Raw genomic sequence first — 16,354 nt, forward strand, 5'->3', positions numbered from 1 at the left:
GAATCCTGGTGGTGATAGGTGGACTTGAACCACCGACCCCAGCATTATGAATGCTGTGCTCTAACCAACTGAGCTATATCACCGAAACAAAAATGGCCTGATCGGATGTGGATCAGACCATTCTTTAAGAAATCTTGGTGGTGATAGGTGGACTTGAACCACCGACCCCAGCATTATGAATGCTGTGCTCTAACCAACTGAGCTATATCACCGACAACGCCCAGCATTATCTAGGTTGGACGCCGGGCTGTCAAGACTGGCCCGAACATTTTCCGTGTTTTTGTTCCGCGCGGGGCGCGCGAGTTATCACATTGCTATGCGCTGCGCTCAGCGGCAGCGGGCTTCGATCTGGGCCAGCATGGCGGCGGCCGGGTCCGGGCCCAGGCAGTCGAGCACCACCCGCTGCGGCATGGCGCGCAGCCAGGTCAGCTGGCGCTTGGCCAGCTGGCGGGTGGCGATGATGCCCGTCTCGCGCAACGTGGCGAAGTCGATATAGCCGTCCAGGTATTCCCACGCCTGGCGGTAGCCCACGCAGCGCATGGAGGGCAGGCCGGGGTGCAGGTCGCCGCGGCGGCGCAGCAGCGCCACTTCCGTGAGCAGGTTGCCGTGCTCGCCCTCGGCCAGCATCAGGTCGAAACGGCGCGCGATGCGCTGATGCAGTACGGCGCGCTCGGACGGTTCCAGCGCGAACGACAGCAGCTCGAACGGCAGCTCCGTCTTCTCGCGCTGGGCCAGCAGTTCGGACATGGGGCGGCCGGCCAGGGTGCAGATTTCCAGCGCGCGCTGGATGCGCTGGGCGTCGTTGGGCGCCAGCCGGGCGGCCGTTAGCGGGTCCAGCGCCTGCAGGCGCGCGTGCATGGCGGGCCAGCCGTGGCGGGCCGCCTCGTGTTCCAGCTCGGCGCGCAGGGCCGGGTCGGCGCCGGGCAGGTCGTCCAGGCCGTCGGCCAGGCCCTTGAAGTACAGCATGGTGCCGCCCACCAGCAGCGGCAGCTTGCCGCGCGCGGCGATGTCGTCCACCAGGCGCAGCGTGTCGGTCCGGAACTGGGCCACGGAATAGGCGTCCAGCGGGTCGATGATGTCGATCAGGTGGTGCGGCACGGCGGCCAGTTCTTCGCGGGTGGGCTTGGCGGTGCCGATGTCCATGCCGCGGTAGACCAGGGCCGAATCGACGGAGATGATTTCGGCGTCGATGCGCGCGCCGATGGCCAGCGCGGCGGCCGTCTTGCCGGACGCCGTCGGTCCCATGATGGCGACCGCCAGCGGGCGTTGTGCTTGATGAGTCATGATGGCTTGAATTTGATGGTCTGCTTACTGGCCGCGCAGGAACAGCTTGTCGAGCGCGCCGATTTCCACCTGCACCCAGGTGGGGCGGCCGTGGTTGCACTGGTCGGCCCGTTCCGTGCTCTCCATCTGGCGCAGCAGGGCGTTCATTTCCTGGGGCGACAGGATACGGTTGGCGCGCACGGCTGTGTGGCAGGCCAGGGTGCCCAGCAGCTCGTTGCGGCGCTCGATCAGCACCCGCGAGCCGCCGAATTCGCGCACGTCGCGCAGCACGTCGCGCGCCAGCGTCTGGGCGTCCGCGTTCTTGAGCAGCACCGGCACCGAGCGCACGGCCAGCGTGGTGGGTGACAGGGCGGCGATGTCGAAGCCCAGCGCCTGCAGCGTTTCCTGGTGTTCCTGGGCCGTGCCCACTTCCACCTCCTCGGCGTAGAAGGTGACGGGGATCAGCAGCGGCTGCACCTGCATCTGCTGGCCCGCCACCTGGTCGTCGAGCGCGTTCTTGAGCTGCTCGTACAGGATGCGTTCGTGCGCCGCGTGCATGTCCACCAGCACCAGGCCCTTGCTGTTCTGGGCCAGGATGTAGATGCCGTGCAGCTGGGCCAGCGCGAAGCCGAGCGGGAATTCTTCCTGCGCCATGGCGGCCGGCGTGGCCACGTAAGGCGCGGCCGCGGCGGCCATGGCGCCCGACGCGCCCATCGCGGCCATGGAGGTCGAGGCGCCTTGATCCAGCGCCGCCCGTGCGCCGCCGAACAGGGCGCCGTAGCGCTCCGTGCTCTGGGCCACGCCAGCGCCGGCCTGGCGCGACGGCCCGAACGGCGACGGCGAGAAGGTGGGCGTGTAATCGGGCGCCAGCAGGGGGCCGAACGAGGCTTGCTGCGCCTCGCTGCGCCAGCTGCTGCCGGCGTTCAGCGATTCGGCGGCCGGCAGCGGCGAGGGCACGCTGCCGTGGGCCGTGGCCGAGGTCTGGGCCAGCGCCCGCTGCACGGCATGGAACACGAACTGGTGCACGGCGCGGCTGTCGCGGAAGCGCACTTCGATCTTGGACGGGTGCACGTTCACGTCCACCAGCGCCGGATCGATCTCCAGGGCCAGCACGTAGGACGGGAAGCGGTCGCCGTGCAGCACGTCGGCATAGGCCGCCTTGACGGCGTGCACCAGCAGCTTGTCGCGCACGAAGCGCCCGTTCACGTAGAAGAACTGGCCGTCGGCGCGCGCCTTGGAGGCCGTGGGCAGGCCGGCGTAGCCGTGCAGGCGCAGCGGGCCGGCCGCCTCGTCGATCGGCAGGCGCGCCTCGGCGAAGCCGTCGCCCAGGATGTGGGCGCTGCGCTTGGCCATCTCCGTCACGTTCCAGTGGTCGATGGTGCGGCCGTTGTGGCTGAGCGAGAACGACACGTCCGGCCGCGCCAGCGCGATGCGGCGCACCACCTCGGCGCAGTGGCCGAATTCGGTCTGCTCGGACTTGAGGAACTTGCGCCGCGCCGGCGTGTTGTAGTACAGGTCCTTGACGTCGACCGTGGTGCCGTGGGCGCCGGACGAGGGCGACACGGCGCCCAGGTGGGAGCCCGCGATTTCCCACGCATGGGGCGCGTCGGCGGTGCGGGTGGTGACGGTGATGGCCGCCACCGAAGCGATCGAAGCGAGCGCCTCGCCGCGAAAGCCCAGCGTACCCACGTTTTCCAGGTCGTCGAGCGTAGCGATCTTGGAGGTGGCGTGGCGCGCCAGGGCCAGCGGCAACTGCTCGGGCGGGATGCCGCGGCCGTTGTCGGTGATGGCGATGCGTTTCACACCGCCTTCCTCCAGCCGCACCGTGATCTGGGTGGCGCCCGAGTCGAGCGCGTTCTCCAGCAATTCCTTGACGACGGCGGACGGCCGTTCCACCACCTCGCCGGCGGCGATCTGGGAAATCAGCTTGTCCGGCAGGGCCAGGATGGGGCGGTGGGGGCGTTGGGTAGGATCGGGCGCGTTCATGGCGCGATTATACCGGCTGCCGGGCAGCCCCGGACATGGGCCGGCCGCCGGGAGAAATGGGGAGAGAAATGGGGACGTACCCCATTTTCGAAAAAAGGGGTACGTCCCCATTTTTTGGGCGCCTGGAAAATGGGGACGTACCCCATTTTCGTCCCCTTTTTCGCGTTGCTTAGTAACCTTGTTTTTTCGGCTGTTCGCGCACGGGGATGGGGGCGTTGCACAGTTCGACGTAGCCGGCCGCGTACTTGTTCCACGGGCCGCCCCGGTTGCGCTGGGCTTCGACGGCGGCCTGGAAGGCGGCGCTGTCGGTGCGCATCACTTCCAGATGGCTGCGCTCGGCCTGCGGCACGTCGGCCGCCAGCCGCACGGTGCTGATGGGCGGATGGGCTTCGCCGGCGCCGTAGAAGCCCATGGCCTCGTGCCCGCGCGGCAGCGCCGACAGCAGCGCCATGCCCGACACCACGCGCCCGACGACGGTGATGTTGCGGTCCAGGTGGCGCGGCGCGTGCCCCGTCACGGCGTACAGCGAGGTGCCGTTGCCGCTGTCGTTGTCGACGTCGCGCCCCACGCCCACCATGCCGTAGCAGTGCGCCAGCCAGGTGCTGCCGGCCTTGGGATCGCGCCCGGCCGGGAAGCCGTTCGAGTGGCCCACCTGCGGCGCGTAGCCGTCGCGGTCGGGCAGGGCGGTGAAGTGGCGGTCGTTCTTGAGCGGTACGGTGAATTCACCGGGCACCTTTTCCCTGGCCGTCTTGAGCGGCTTGGGGTGGGCCTCGTCCGGGTCGCCCCACTGGGCCACGTAGTTGTCCTGCGAGCGCACCACGGCCAGGCCGTCGTAATAATGTTCGCGCGCCAGCAGCTTGATGTTGGCCACGTTCAGCGGCGCGAAGTCGGGCGCCAGTTCGATCACCACGCGCCCGCCAGGCAGCTCCATGTACAGCGTGTTGTCCGGGTCCAGCGGGCGCCAGTCGGCCGGGCTGGAAGCCTTGACGATGTCGGCGACGGTGGGCTTGACGGCCAGGCCGGCCGCGGCGTTGGCCGCCAGCGCGGGCACGGCGGCCAGGGCCAGCGCCAGCGCGGTGGCGCGGCGGACCGTCAGGGGGGATAGGGTGTGCATCCAGGCTCTCCTCGGTAGTGGCGTAATGGGCGCCGCGGGTAGCGCGCGCTGCGCCGATTGTAAACGGAAAGATGGACATTTTGGAAACGCAAATTTCCGCTGCCGATAGCGGCAGGACGGCGGCCGGTGGTGTATGATTCCGGCGCAACCTTTATGGGATGAATATGGATTTGATGCAATTTTTCGGCATGCTGCTGCATGTCGACAAGACGCTGGAACTGCTGATACAGCAATACGGCACCCTGGTGTACGCCGTGCTGTTTGCGATCATCTTTTGTGAAACAGGGTTGGTGGTGCTGTTCTTCTTCCCGGGCGACACCTTGCTGTTCATCGCCGGCGCCCTGTGCGCGGTGGGCGAGATGAACCTGGGGTTGCTGATGCTGCTGCTGGTGACGGCGGCCGTGACGGGCAACACGCTCAATTACTGGATCGGCGAGGCCATCGGCCAGCGCGTGTTCACCCATGACTACCGCTGGCTCAACAAGCAGGCCCTGCACCGTACCCACGAGTTCTTCGAAAAACACGGCGGCAAGACCATCGTGCTGGCCCGCTTCGTGCCCGTGGTGCGCACTTTCGCGCCGTTCGTGGCCGGCGTGTCGGACATGACGCACGCCCGCTTCCAGCTCTACAACATCACCGGCGCCACGCTGTGGGTGCTGCTGCTGACGACGGCCGGCTACTTCTTCGGCAACATCACCATCGTGCGCGAGCACCTGACCGAGATCGTGCTGTTCGGCGTGGGCGTGGCCGTGGTGCCGATGGCGCTGGGTGGCATGTGGAAGCTGTCGCGCCGCATGCTGGGGCGCTAGTGTGATACGCCGGACGCGCCGCGGCCCCGCCGCGGCGTGTTGCATCGCAAATAATTCTCTCGTGCATGGCCGGCACGTCTCAAGTTTTGCCGTAGTGCATCCGTAAACAGGAATGTAATTCTCTCTTTCCTGGACACCCATGCGTACACTGATCGCCCTGATAGCTTGCAGTATCGTCGTCGCGACAGCCAGCGCCGCCGATCCGGGCATCACGCCGTCGGCCAAGAATGCCGTCCCCAAACCCATAGAATCGATCCGTCCCCATGCGCCGGGCGCCGCCAGCGCCGGGGCGGGGACGGCTTCGGCCAGTGCGCCGGCATCGGCGGCGGTAACGTCGGGCGCGCCCGTGCGCGCCAGCGCCATGTCCGAGCGCGCGCGCGAAGAGCAGGCCGAGGCCGACCTGTCGGCCAAGATCGCGGCCCGGCTGGCCATCATGCGCGCCAACCAGGCCGCCCGCGTAGCCCAGCAGGCCAAGGCCAAGAAGGCCGCCGCGGCGGCAGCGGCGGTGGTGGCGGCCACGCCCAAGGTCTACAGCAACCACTGGTCGTACGAGGGTGAGAACGGCCCGGCCAACTGGGGCCGCATCAATCCGGAATGGGCCAAGTGCGGCACCGGCAACCGCCAGTCGCCGATCGATATCCGCGACGGCATGAAGGTGGACCTGGAGCAGATCACGTTCGACTACAAGCCATCCTCGTTCAACGTGACCGACAACGGCCACACGGTGCAGGTGATGGTCAGCGGCGGCAATTTCATCACGGTGGCCAACCGCATGTATGAGCTGATCCAGTTCCATTTCCACCGGCCGTCGGAGGAGCGCATCAACGGCAAGGGCTACGAGATGGTGGTGCACCTGGTGCACAAGGATGCGGAGGGCCACCTGGCCGTGCTGGCGCTGCTGCTGGAACGGGGCAAGCCGCAGCCGACCATCCAGACCGTGTGGAACAACCTGCCGCTGGAGAAACTTGAAACGATGGCGCCGTCCATCGTGCTCGATCCGATGGACCTGATCCCGGCCCGGCGCGACTATTACACCTTCATGGGTTCCCTGACCACGCCGCCGTGCAGCGAAGGCGTGCTGTGGCTGGTGATGAAGGAGCCGGTGCAGGCCTCGCCGGCGCAGATGGCGTTGTTCAGCCGCCTCTATCCGCTCAACGCGCGTCCCGTGCAGCCTTCGTCGGGCCGCATCGTCAAGGAATCGAACTAGCGTCGCCGCCCGCCGGGGCGAGCACTTTGCGCGCCGGCGGCCGGCGTGACCGCGCAGGCGCAGCGGCGAGGCCGGTCAGGCGCAGCTGATGCGGTGCCGGCCCAGCCACTGGGCACCCGGCGCCAGCTGCTGCTGGTCGACCCGGGCCGGCTCGATGCAGACAAAGCGCAGGTATTCATCGTCGGCCATGTCGGCCAGCGCCGCCGCGTCGGCCGCGCCGGGATTCCACACCACCCATTCGCTGTATCCCTGCTGCTCCAGGCGCAGCGCGCCATCGGCCGTGCGCAGCGTGAGGGCGGGCGGGGCCTGGTACAGGCGGTCCGTCTTTTCCGTGAAGCGCAACACCGGCTCTGGCTGTTCCAGCGTGGCCAGCTGATGGTCGGTGTAGCGGCAGTGCTGCAAGCCTTCGATGCCGGCAGCGTCCAGCCGGCCCACGTCGAAATAGGTGTGCAGGGCCACGCCGAACGGGAAGGCGTGCGCGCCCGGGTTGCGCACCGTGCAGTCCATGTCGAGCGCGGGCCCGCCCAGCGTGAAGCGCAGGCGCAGCTCGAACGCATGGGGCCAGGCTTGCGCCACCGGCGCGGCCAGGTCGGACGGCGCCAGCACGAGTTCGGCCCAGGCGCGGCCGTCTTCGCTGCCGCTGCCGGCCAGGCGCCAGGTGCTGGTGCGGGCAAAGCCGTGGCGCGGGCCGTCGCCGCGCGCGTTAAACTGGGGGAAGATGACAGGCACGCCGCCCCGTATGGCCTTGCTGCCGTCGAGCGCCGACCTGGCGCTGCAGAACAGGTGTTCCTTGCCGTCGGCCGTGCGCCAGGATAGCAGGTGGGCGCCGAACAGCGCCACCGTTGCCTGCGCGCCGTCCGGCGCCGTCACGCGCACGGCCGGCAATTGGCCGTACGCCACCATCGTTACCACTGTCATTGCATCGTTCCTTCGGTGTGAGCGGGGGATCAGGTCAGGCGGTTCTTGGCCAGCGGCGGATTCTTGGCGAAGTAGCGCCGTATGCCCTTGACGATGGCGTCGGCCAGCTGGTCCTGGTAGGCGTTGTCGAGCAGCTTGGCCTCTTCCTCCGGATTGGAGATGAAGGCCGTCTCGACCAGGATGGACGGGATGTCCGGCGCCTTGAGCACGGCAAAGCCGGCCTGCTCGACGGCGCCCCGGTGCAGGCGGTTGATGCCGCCGATCTCGCCCAGCACGGCCTTGCCCAGCTTGAGGCTGTCGTTGATCTGGGCCGTGGTCGACAGGTCGAACAGCACGCTGGCCAGCTGCTTGTCGTGGCTCTTGACGTTGACGCCGCCGATGGTGTCGGCCAGGTTTTCCTTGTTGGCCAGCCAGCGCGCGGCACTCGAGCTGGCGCCTTTTTCCGACAGCACGAACACGGACGAGCCGCGCGCGGTCGGCTCGACGAAGGCGTCGGCGTGGATGGAGACGAACAGGTCGGCCTGCACCTTGCGCGCCTTTTCCACCCGCGTGCCCAGCGGCACGAAGTAGTCGCCGTCGCGGGTCAGCATGACGCGCATGTTGGGATGCTCTTCGATGCGCGACTTGAGGCGCTTGGCGATGGCCAGCACGATGTCCTTTTCGTGGCTGCCGTTGCTGCCCGAGGCGCCGGGGTCTTCACCGCCGTGGCCGGGGTCGAGCGCGATGGTCAGCATGCGCACCATCTTCTGTGCCGGGCCGGCCTTGGCCTCGCTGCGGGCCTCGAAGCGGTCTTCGGGCTTGATGGCGGCCCTGGTGTCGGCGCGGCCATCCTGCCTGGTGTCGGTCTTGTTCTCCGCCTTGCTGTCCGCCTTGGCGTCTGCCTTGCTGTCCGTCCTGGCGTCGGCCCTGGAAAGCTGCGCCAGGTCCGGTCCGGTGGCCGTCCCGTTCGCGCCCGGCAGGGTCGGCGTGCCAGGCGCACCCGGCGCACCCGGCGTACCGGGAGCGGCGTTGGCGTCGCGCGCCGCGTCGGTCCTGGCGGCCGTCTCGGGCGCCTTGGCCGCGTCGTCCGACCAGTTGCCCTTTTCGATCATGGCGGCGATCGGATCGACCGCCTTGACGGGATACAGGTCGAAGATCAGACGGTGCTTGTAATTGCCCACCGGGGCCAGCGTGAACACCTGCGGCGTCACTTCCTCTTTCAGGTCGAACACCAGCCGCACCACGTTGGGCCGGTTCTGGCCCACCCGCACCTGCTTGATGTAGGGATCGTTGGACTGGATCTTGGCCACCAGGCTTTTCAGGGTGGGATTGAGTTCCAGGCCTTCGATGTCGACCACCAGCCGTTCCGGGTCCTTGACGATGAAATGGGTGGCCTTCAGGCTGGCGTCGTTCTCCAGCGTCACGCGCGTGTAGTCGTCGGCCGGCCATACCCGCACCGCCAGGATCTGCGCGGCGTACGCGGGCAGGGGCGCCAGCACCGACAGCAGCAGCGTGCCGCCGGCTTTCAGGACGGTGCGCCGCATGACCCGGGGAGCAGTACCGCTCACAGGTTGGGCGCGAAATGGAGGCGTTCGAGGCATGAGTTACCCAAGGCGGTGTTTGCCTGTAATTCTACATCACGGCCGTCGCCGGCGACGGACAGGAACAGGTTCAGGTCGGGCGGCGGCAACACGCGGTCGGCCTTTTCCGGCCATTCGACGATGCAGATATTGTCGCCGTTGAAATCTTCGCGGAAGCCCGCGTCCAGGAATTCCTCCGGGCTGCCCATGCGGTACAGGTCGAAATGGATCACGTTGACGGCGCGCCCGTCCAGCTGCACGCGGTACGGTTCGGACAGCGTGTAGGTGGGGCTTTTGACGGTGCCTTCGTAGCCGGCCGCGTGCAGCAGGGCGCGCGTGAGGGCCGTCTTGCCGGCGCCCAGGTCGCCGTGCAGGTAGATCGCCAGGCCGGGCGCGAGGGCGCGCGCCAGCGAGGCACCCAAGGCGCAGGTGCCGGCTTCGTCGTGGAGGTGGGCTTTAAAATGCTGCATCAATTAGAATATCCGTTTCGGGCCGCCTGGCCCGCTTGCCATCATTGTAACCGCCCGCCTGAGCCGATGTCCCTGTCCGAAACCAATTTAGCCGAACTTGCCTTGCGCATCAAGCAATGGGGCCGTGAACTCGGCTTCGCCGACGTGCGCATTACCGATATCGACCTGTCCGCGTCCGAGGCGGGCCTGCAGGCCTGGCTGGACGCCGGCATGCATGGCGACATGGACTACATGGCCAGCCACGGCATGAAACGGGCCCGTCCCGCCGAGCTGGTGCCGGGCACGGTGCGGGTGGTCACGGCCCGCATGGACTACCTGCCGCCGGATATGCCCGACGGCTGGCGCGAACGGGAAACGGCGCGCCTGGCCGATCCCGGCGCGGCCGTCGTCTCGCTCTATGCGCGCGGACGCGATTATCACAAGGTGCTGCGGGCCCGCCTGCAGCAGCTGGCCGACCGCATCCGCGCCGAGACGGGCGAATTCGGCTACCGCGTGTTCACCGATTCGGCGCCCGTGATGGAGTTGCCGCTGGCCGAGAAGGCGGGGCTGGGCTGGCGCGGCAAGCACACGCTGCTCATCAGCCGCACGGCCGGTTCCACCTTCTTCATGGGCGAGATCCTGGTCGACCTGCCGCTGCCGATGGATGCGCCCACCGGCGCCCACTGCGGCCAGTGCAGCGCGTGCATCGACGTCTGTCCCACCCAGGCCATCGTCGGTCCCGGCAAGCTCGATGCGCGGCGCTGCATCGCCTACCTGACCATCGAACTGAAAAGCGCCATTCCCGAGGAAATGCGGCCCCTGATCGGCAACCGCATCTACGGCTGCGACGACTGCCAGACCGTCTGCCCCTGGAACAAGTTCGCCCAGCGCGCCACGCTGCCCGACTTCGACGAGCGCAATGGACTGGGCGCGGCGCAGATGGTGGAACTGTTCGCATGGAGCGAGGAGGAATTCAACCGGCGCATGGAGGGCAGCCCGATCCGCCGCCTCGGCCACGAGCGCTGGCTGCGCAATATCGCCGTCGGCCTGGGCAACGCGGCGGCGGCCGGCGCGCGCGGCGACGCGCTCATCGTGGCCGCGTTGCAGGCGCGGCGCGACCATCCGTCGGAACTGGTGCGCGAACACGTGGCGTGGGCGCTGGCGCGCCACGGGGACGGGGACAGCTAGCGTAACAGCAGGGGCAGTTCCGGCAATCCGACACGAGCCGAGCTATTCCAGCTATACAGACGAGCTTGTGTCCGTTTGCCGGAACTGACTCCGGTTCTCGCCGGTTTTCCCGCAGGTCCCGGTTCCCTTACTTCAGCAGCCCCGCCAGCTCGACCGCCGTCTTGACCTGCATCTTGTCGAAGATGTGGGCGCGGTGCACTTCCACCGTGCGCATGCTGATGCCCAGCTGGTCGGCCACCACCTTGTTCATCTTGCCGGCCAGGATCAGGTCCAGCACTTCGCGCTCGCGCGCCGACAGCGTGGCCAGGCGCGCCTGCACGGCCGCCCGCGCGCCGGCCTGGCGCGACCCGGCCAGCCCTTGCTGCACCCGGTCCATCAGCGCGTTGTCGTTGAACGGCTTCTCGAAGAAATCGAAGGCGCCGCGCTTGAGCGTGTCGACCGCCATCGGCACGTCGCCGTGGCCGGTCAGGAAGATCACGGGCAGGCGCTGCGTCAGCCCCCTGGCGGCCAGCTGGTCGAACACGGCCACCCCGTTCAGGTCCGGCATGCGCACGTCGAGCAGCACGCAGTCGCCGTCCGGATCGAACTGGCCCCGCTCGAGCTCGGCCAGGAAGGCGTGCGCGCTGTCGTAGGCGCGCGCCGCGATCGCGCGCGAACTGGCCAGCCAGGACAGCGCGTCGCGCACCACCACTTCATCGTCGACTATGTGCAGCATGGTTCAGGTGTCTCCTGTGTGGGTGGCCACCGGCGCGGCCGGCAAGGTGAATGTGAAGATGGTACCGCCTTCCGGGTTGGCGCGGTGGGTCAGCGCGCCGCCGTGAAACTCGATGGCCGTGCGGCAGATGTTCAGGCCCATGCCCATGCCCTCGGCCTTGGTGGAAAAGAAGGGCGAGAACAGGCGTTCGGCCACGTCCTGCGGGATGCCGTGGCCCTGGTCGATCACGGCCACCCCCACCTGGCCGCTGGGTGCGTCGTAGGCGGCGCGGATGGTCAGCACGCGCCGCTGCGGCGGGATGTGGGCCATCGCTTCGATGGCGTTGCGGGTCAGGTTCAGCAGCACCTGCTCGATCATCATGCGGTCGATGCGCAGCGGCGGCAAGCCGGCCGGGATGTCGGTGTGGATGGCGACGTAGAAGCGGCGCGCCTGCAGTTCGATCAGGGCGCGGATGCCGTCGAGCAGCGCGGGCAGGGCCACTTGCTCGCGCTGCGGCTCGCGCTTCTTGACGAAGGCGTGCACGCTGCGGATGATCTGGCCGGCCCGCTGCGCCTGCGACGAGGCCTGTTCCAGCGCCGGCTTGAGGGTGCCGCAGTCGACCGGCGCGCCGCTCGCCTCGGCCCGCGCCAGCACGTTGAGCGCGCCCGTGGTGTAGCTGGAGATGGCCGCCAGCGGCTGGTTCAGCTCATGGGCCAGCATGGAGGCGATTTCGCCCATGGTGGCCAGGCGGGCGCTGGTCTGCAGCTTTTCCTGCTGCTGCCGGTTCAGCTCCTCGATGCGCTTGCGGTCGGAGATGTCGAGGATGGAGCCCATCCAGCCCGTCTGGCGCCCGTCCTTGTCCACCAGCGGCGCCTCGAAGATCAGCACCGGCACCCGGGTGCCGTCGGCGCGCTGGAAGATGGTCTCGAACTGGGGCGTGATGGTGCCGGCCAGTACGGCGGCGAAGCGGTGCTGGTATTCGGCCATCGCTTCCGGCGCCCAGTACGGCATGGGTGGCGCCTTGCCGATCAGTTCCTCGGGCGGATAGCCCACCATCTGGCAGAACGCCGGGTTGACGTAGGTGACCCGTCCTTCCAGGTCGCGCGCGCGCAGGCCGGTCACGAGCGAGTTCTCCATCGCCGTGCGGAACGACATCTGCTGGCGCAGCGCGCCCTCGGCCGCCAGCCGGCGCGAGATGTGGCCCCACAGGGCCAGCAGACTCCATAACAATCCCAGCGACAGCACGATGACCGAGCCCACCAGCAGGTTGGGCAGCAGGCGCGGTGCGCTCTTGACGCTGTCGGTCACCAGCGTGATGTTCACGCCCGGCAGGTCCAGCGCCCGCTTGTGGGTGTAGACGCCGTGGCCGGGGCCGGCGGCGGCGCGCCGCGCCAGCACCCGGTCGTCGCCGTCGGTGAGGGTGATCTGGTTTTCCTGGGCAAACCACCACGGCACCATTTCCTCCAGCAGGGCGCTGGCCTGGTAGGTCGCCACCAGGCTGCCCAGGTAGGCGCCGCCCCGGTACAGCGGCACGTGGTAGTCCATCAGCACGGCCGACGGCGGCGCGCGCGGGTCCGGGTTCCGGGCCTCGGGCTGGGCGTACAGGGCGTTGTGGGTGCGGCGGGCGATGTCGGCCGCCGTGCGCGAGGTGGCCGACAGGGGCGCGCCGTCGTCGCTGCCGGCCAGCAGCCGGCCTTGGGGATCGAGCCACTGCACCCGCAGCAGTTCGTGGCCGTTCTTGAGCAGGCGCGCCATGCGTTCGCGCAGCTGGTCGCCCGTCAGGTGGCCGGCGTCGATGTCGGCGCCCAGGCCGCGCAGGCTCTCCTCGTCGCGCCCGAGCTGGAAGCGGATGGTCTGCTCCACCCACAGCGTGTCGGCGATCAGCTGTTCCTGGCGCTCGTTGTTTTCCATCTCGCGCGCCTGCCACGGCAGCCAGATCAGGATGGTCAGGAACAGCAGCACCAGCACCACCGGCAGCAGCCAGCGCAGCGTATTGCTGAACTGCGGACGGCGCGCGGAGGTGGAAGTAGGGCTCATTGCCGGCAAGGTTATCCAGTTGGGCTGGCGCTGCCATTGTGGTTATCCACAGTTGCATGGCCGAATACGACTGTCGAGAATCGGATTCAAACATCATAATAGTGTATTTTGGTACACCTACATCCCGGAGATCGCATGAAATTGAAAGCCCCCCTGGCCGCCCTGTGCGCTGCCCTGTGCATGAACGCCTACGCAGAAGCCCCCATCGTCATCAAATTCAGCCACGTGGTGGCGACCGACACGCCCAAGGGCCAGGCCGCCGAGCGCTTCAAGCAGCTGGCCGAGAAGGCCACCAACGGCCGCGTCAAGGTCGAGGTCTATCCGAACAGCCAGCTGTACAAGGACAAGGAAGAACTGGAGGCGCTGCAGCTGGGCGCCGTGCAGATGCTGGCGCCGTCGCTGGCCAAGTTCGGTCCGCTGGGGGTGAAGGAATTCGAGGCGTTCGACCTGCCTTACATCTTCCCCAGCAAGACCGCGCTGTACAACGTGACCGAGGGCGAGATCGGCAAGGGCCTGCTCAAAAAGCTCGAGACCAAGGGCATCACCGGCCTGGCGTACTGGGACAACGGCTTCAAGGTCATGTCGGCCAACAAGCCGCTGCACATGCCGGCCGACTTCAAGGGCCTCAAGATGCGCATCCAGTCGTCCAAGGTGCTCGACGCGCAGATGCGGTCGCTGGGCGCCAACCCGCAGGTGCTGGCCTTCTCCGAGGTGTACCAGGCCTTGCAGACGGGCGTGGTGGACGGCACCGAGAATCCGCCGTCCAATATGTACACCCAGAAGATGCATGAGGTGCAGAAGTACGTGACCGTGTCCAACCACGGCTACCTGGGCTACGCCGTGATCGTCAACAAGAAGTTCTGGGACGGCCTGCCGGCCGACATCCGCGCCGCGCTCGACAAGGCCATGAAGGACGCCACCACGTTCGAGAAGGCGATCGCCCAGCGCGACAACGACATGGCGCTGGACGCCATCAAGAAGACCGGCAAGACCACCATCTACACCCTGAGCGTGAAGGAGCAGGCCGAGTGGCGCCGCGTGCTGCTGCCGGTGCAGAAGGAGATGGAAGGGCGCATCGGCAAGGACCTGATCTCGGCCATCAACAAGGAAGCGGCCAAATAAGGATGAAATATCTCGACAAGCTCGAAGAGTGGCTGATCGCGTCGCTGATGGCCGCCGCGACCGTCATCATCTTCCTGGCGGTGATCCACCGCTACCTGTCCGGCCTGCCCATCCCGTGGCTGCAGGACACCCTGATCCAGATTAACACCAGCTGGGCCCAGGAACTGTGCATCTATATGTTCGTGTGGATGGCCAAGTTCGGCGCCGCCTACGGCGTGCGCACCGGCATCCACGTGGGCGTGGACGTGGCCATCAACCGCATGAACCCGGCCTGGTACCGCCGCTTCGTGGTGATCGGCCTGCTGGCCGGCGCCCTGTTTACGGGCGTGATCTGCGCCCTGGGCGCCAACTACGTCTACAAGATGTCGCTCACCACCCAGACTTCGCCCGACATGGAAGTGCCGATGTGGATCGTCTACCTGGGCGTGCCGCTGGCGTCGGGCCTGATGTGCTTCCGCTTCCTGCAGGTGGCGCTGCACTTCGTGCGCACCGGCCAGCTGCCCAAGCATGACGTGGCCCACGTGGAAGGCCTGGACGAGCTGGCCCCGGCCGCCGGAGACCAGCCATGAACGCCGCCATCATCTTCGTCCTGCTGATCGTGCTGATGCTGACCGGGATGCCGATCTCGATCTCGCTGGGCCTGACGGTACTGACCTTCCTGTTCACCATGACCACGGTGCCGGCCGAGATCGTGGCCCAGAAGCTGTTCTCGGGCATCGACAACTTCGAGGTGATGTCGATTCCGTTCTTCATCCTGGCCGGTAACTTCCTCACCCACGGCGGGGTGGCGCGGCGCATGATCAACTTCGCCAGCTCCATGGTGGGCCACTTCCACGGCGGCCTGGCGCTGGCCGGGGTGATGGCGTGCGCGCTGTTCGCGGCCGTCTCCGGCTCCAGCCCGGCCACGGTGGTGGCGATCGGCTCCATCATCCTGCCGGCCATGGTCAAGCAGGGTTATCCGAAGAAGTTCGGCGCCGGCGTCATCACCACCTCGGGCGCGCTGGGCATCCTGATCCCGCCGTCGATCGTGATGGTGATGTATTCCGTCACCACCAACACCTCCGTCGGCAAGCTGTTTACGGCCGGCGTGGTGCCGGGCCTGCTGCTGGCCACGCTGCTGGGCCTGACCACCTGGTTCCTGGCCCGCAAGCACAACTACCCGCGCCTGCCGCGCGCCACGTGGGCCGCGCGCCTGGCGGCCTTCCGCAAGAGCGCCTGGGGCTTGCTGCTGATCGTGATCGTGATGGGCGGCATCTACAGCGGCAAGTTCACGCCCACGGAAGCGGCCGCCGTGGCGGCCGTGTATGCCTTCGTCATCGCCGTGTTCGTGTACAAGGACCTCAAGCTCAAGCAGGTGGGCAAGGTGCTGCTCGATTCGGCCTCGATGTCGGCCATGCTGCTCTACATCATCACCAACGCCGTGCTGTTCTCGTTCCTCATGACAAGCGAAAACATCCCGCAGGCGATGGCCGGCTGGATCACGGACCAGGGCCTGGGCATGGTCAGCTTCCTGCTGGTGGTCAATGTGCTGCTGCTATTGGCCGGCAACATCATGGAACCGTCGTCCATCGTGCTGATCATGGCGCCCATTTTGTTCCCCGTGGCGATGAAGCTGGGCATAGATCCCGTGCACTTCGGCATCCTGATCGTGGTCAACATGGAAGTGGGCATGTGCCATCCGCCCGTGGGCCTGAACCTGTACGTGGCCTCCGGCATCACCAAGATGGGCATCTCGGAACTGACGGTGGCGGTGCTGCCGTGGCTGCTCACCATGCTCGCTTTCCTGGTGCTGATTACCTACGTGCCGCAGATCACCCTGTGGCTCCCGAACTTAATTTATTCATAAACTAAATGTCTTTTTCTTGCGACAAAAAAAATGGGAAAAAGCCATTCAGATACGTTATGATGGCGTCGCTGTCGGACATATAACTGCTCCGGATGGCACCGAATACGCAGGATTAGTTGTGGGGAGTGGGTATAACAACGGCGAACCAGAGCCGGCCATATA

The 16,354-nt window shown here is 67.1% G+C and carries 14 protein-coding genes and 2 tRNA genes; 6 read left to right on the plus strand and 10 right to left on the minus strand.

What is annotated here, in order from left to right; all coding sequences use genetic code 11:
• Positions 1-6 precede the first annotated feature (6 nt).
• The 5 genes from AC3WOS_RS14380 to AC3WOS_RS14400 form a co-directional block, all read right to left on the minus strand.
• A tRNA-Met gene (locus AC3WOS_RS14380) sits at positions 7-83 on the minus strand.
• A 52-nt stretch (positions 84-135) separates the two neighbouring features.
• Positions 136-212, minus strand: a tRNA-Met gene (locus tag AC3WOS_RS14385).
• 115 nt (positions 213-327) lie between these two features.
• Positions 328-1,284 (minus strand): tRNA (adenosine(37)-N6)-dimethylallyltransferase MiaA, encoded by a 957-nt coding sequence (gene miaA, locus AC3WOS_RS14390; protein WP_492716701.1) that lies wholly within the window; start codon positions 1,282-1,284, stop codon positions 328-330.
• A 24-nt stretch (positions 1,285-1,308) separates the two neighbouring features.
• Positions 1,309-3,249: a DNA mismatch repair endonuclease MutL gene (gene mutL, locus AC3WOS_RS14395; RefSeq protein ID WP_492716702.1), complete on the minus strand. Its 1,941-nt coding sequence runs from the start codon at positions 3,247-3,249 to the stop codon at positions 1,309-1,311.
• Between the two features lie 169 nt (positions 3,250-3,418).
• Entirely contained in the window at positions 3,419-4,363 is a 945-nt protein-coding gene (locus AC3WOS_RS14400) for a peptidylprolyl isomerase (RefSeq protein WP_492716703.1), read from the minus strand.
• A gap of 164 nt (positions 4,364-4,527) precedes the next feature.
• Between AC3WOS_RS14400 and AC3WOS_RS14405 the strand changes: the two genes are divergently transcribed.
• Complete coding sequence (locus AC3WOS_RS14405) at positions 4,528-5,172, plus strand: VTT domain-containing protein (RefSeq protein ID WP_492716704.1); 645 nt, start codon at positions 4,528-4,530, stop codon at positions 5,170-5,172.
• Positions 5,173-5,311: 139 nt separating this feature from the next.
• Positions 5,312-6,379, plus strand: coding sequence for a carbonic anhydrase (locus tag AC3WOS_RS14410; protein ID WP_492716705.1), 1,068 nt, complete (start codon positions 5,312-5,314; stop codon positions 6,377-6,379).
• 75 nt (positions 6,380-6,454) lie between these two features.
• Here AC3WOS_RS14410 and AC3WOS_RS14415 read toward each other — a convergent pair whose 3' ends face one another.
• The 3 genes from AC3WOS_RS14415 to tsaE are packed head-to-tail and all read right to left on the minus strand — an operon-like array spanning position 6,455 to position 9,326.
• Positions 6,455-7,297 carry a D-hexose-6-phosphate mutarotase gene (locus tag AC3WOS_RS14415; protein WP_492716706.1) on the minus strand — a complete coding sequence of 281 codons (843 nt, stop codon included), beginning with the start codon at positions 7,295-7,297 and terminating at the stop codon, positions 6,455-6,457.
• Between the two features lie 29 nt (positions 7,298-7,326).
• Positions 7,327-8,820 carry an N-acetylmuramoyl-L-alanine amidase gene (locus AC3WOS_RS14420; protein WP_492716707.1) on the minus strand — a complete coding sequence of 498 codons (1,494 nt, stop codon included), beginning with the start codon at positions 8,818-8,820 and terminating at the stop codon, positions 7,327-7,329.
• Between the two features lie 20 nt (positions 8,821-8,840).
• Positions 8,841-9,326 (minus strand): tRNA (adenosine(37)-N6)-threonylcarbamoyltransferase complex ATPase subunit type 1 TsaE, encoded by a 486-nt coding sequence (gene tsaE, locus AC3WOS_RS14425; RefSeq protein ID WP_492716708.1) that lies wholly within the window; start codon positions 9,324-9,326, stop codon positions 8,841-8,843.
• A gap of 66 nt (positions 9,327-9,392) precedes the next feature.
• Here tsaE and queG point away from each other — a divergent pair, with 66 nt between their 5' ends.
• Positions 9,393-10,493: a tRNA epoxyqueuosine(34) reductase QueG gene (queG, locus tag AC3WOS_RS14430; protein WP_492716709.1), complete on the plus strand. Its 1,101-nt coding sequence runs from the start codon at positions 9,393-9,395 to the stop codon at positions 10,491-10,493.
• Between the two features lie 127 nt (positions 10,494-10,620).
• On the opposite strand, the gene AC3WOS_RS14435 is transcribed toward queG, so the two are convergent.
• Positions 10,621-11,208, minus strand: a complete 588-nt coding sequence (locus tag AC3WOS_RS14435) for a response regulator transcription factor (protein ID WP_492716710.1) — start codon at positions 11,206-11,208, stop codon at positions 10,621-10,623.
• A gap of 3 nt (positions 11,209-11,211) precedes the next feature.
• Positions 11,212-13,224 carry a sensor histidine kinase gene (locus tag AC3WOS_RS14440; protein ID WP_492716711.1) on the minus strand — a complete coding sequence of 671 codons (2,013 nt, stop codon included), beginning with the start codon at positions 13,222-13,224 and terminating at the stop codon, positions 11,212-11,214.
• Positions 13,225-13,359: 135 nt separating this feature from the next.
• Between AC3WOS_RS14440 and AC3WOS_RS14445 the strand changes: the two genes are divergently transcribed.
• Genes AC3WOS_RS14445 through AC3WOS_RS14455 form a run of 3 tightly spaced genes read left to right on the plus strand, consistent with a single transcriptional unit; the run spans position 13,360 to position 16,192 of the window.
• Positions 13,360-14,346, plus strand: coding sequence for a TRAP transporter substrate-binding protein (locus AC3WOS_RS14445; protein WP_492716712.1), 987 nt, complete (start codon positions 13,360-13,362; stop codon positions 14,344-14,346).
• A 2-nt stretch (positions 14,347-14,348) separates the two neighbouring features.
• The gene (locus AC3WOS_RS14450; RefSeq protein WP_492716713.1) at positions 14,349-14,915 is read left to right on the plus strand and encodes a TRAP transporter small permease; all 567 of its coding nucleotides are present in this window, start codon (positions 14,349-14,351) and stop codon (positions 14,913-14,915) included.
• The gene (locus AC3WOS_RS14455; protein WP_492716714.1) at positions 14,912-16,192 is read left to right on the plus strand and encodes a TRAP transporter large permease; all 1,281 of its coding nucleotides are present in this window, start codon (positions 14,912-14,914) and stop codon (positions 16,190-16,192) included. Before AC3WOS_RS14450 ends, AC3WOS_RS14455 begins: the two co-directional genes overlap by 4 nt.
• Positions 16,193-16,354: the final 162 nt, after the last annotated feature.

This window comes from Rugamonas sp. FW305-51, assembly GCF_058786935.1.

What these genes read in the sequence shown, in the direction of transcription:
- miaA (WP_492716701.1), bottom strand. Translation starts at nt 1,284, where the DNA reads ATGACTCATCAAGCACAACGCCCGCTGGCGGTCGCCATCATGGGACCG.
- mutL (WP_492716702.1), bottom strand. Translation starts at nt 3,249, where the DNA reads ATGAACGCGCCCGATCCTACCCAACGCCCCCACCGCCCCATCCTGGCC.
- AC3WOS_RS14400 (WP_492716703.1), bottom strand. Translation starts at nt 4,363, where the DNA reads ATGCACACCCTATCCCCCCTGACGGTCCGCCGCGCCACCGCGCTGGCG.
- AC3WOS_RS14405 (WP_492716704.1), top strand. Translation starts at nt 4,528, where the DNA reads ATGGATTTGATGCAATTTTTCGGCATGCTGCTGCATGTCGACAAGACG.
- AC3WOS_RS14410 (WP_492716705.1), top strand. Translation starts at nt 5,312, where the DNA reads ATGCGTACACTGATCGCCCTGATAGCTTGCAGTATCGTCGTCGCGACA.
- AC3WOS_RS14415 (WP_492716706.1), bottom strand. Translation starts at nt 7,297, where the DNA reads ATGACAGTGGTAACGATGGTGGCGTACGGCCAATTGCCGGCCGTGCGC.
- AC3WOS_RS14420 (WP_492716707.1), bottom strand. Translation starts at nt 8,820, where the DNA reads ATGCGGCGCACCGTCCTGAAAGCCGGCGGCACGCTGCTGCTGTCGGTG.
- tsaE (WP_492716708.1), bottom strand. Translation starts at nt 9,326, where the DNA reads ATGCAGCATTTTAAAGCCCACCTCCACGACGAAGCCGGCACCTGCGCC.
- queG (WP_492716709.1), top strand. Translation starts at nt 9,393, where the DNA reads ATGTCCCTGTCCGAAACCAATTTAGCCGAACTTGCCTTGCGCATCAAG.
- AC3WOS_RS14435 (WP_492716710.1), bottom strand. Translation starts at nt 11,208, where the DNA reads ATGCTGCACATAGTCGACGATGAAGTGGTGGTGCGCGACGCGCTGTCC.
- AC3WOS_RS14440 (WP_492716711.1), bottom strand. Translation starts at nt 13,224, where the DNA reads ATGAGCCCTACTTCCACCTCCGCGCGCCGTCCGCAGTTCAGCAATACG.
- AC3WOS_RS14445 (WP_492716712.1), top strand. Translation starts at nt 13,360, where the DNA reads ATGAAATTGAAAGCCCCCCTGGCCGCCCTGTGCGCTGCCCTGTGCATG.
- AC3WOS_RS14450 (WP_492716713.1), top strand. Translation starts at nt 14,349, where the DNA reads ATGAAATATCTCGACAAGCTCGAAGAGTGGCTGATCGCGTCGCTGATG.
- AC3WOS_RS14455 (WP_492716714.1), top strand. Translation starts at nt 14,912, where the DNA reads ATGAACGCCGCCATCATCTTCGTCCTGCTGATCGTGCTGATGCTGACC.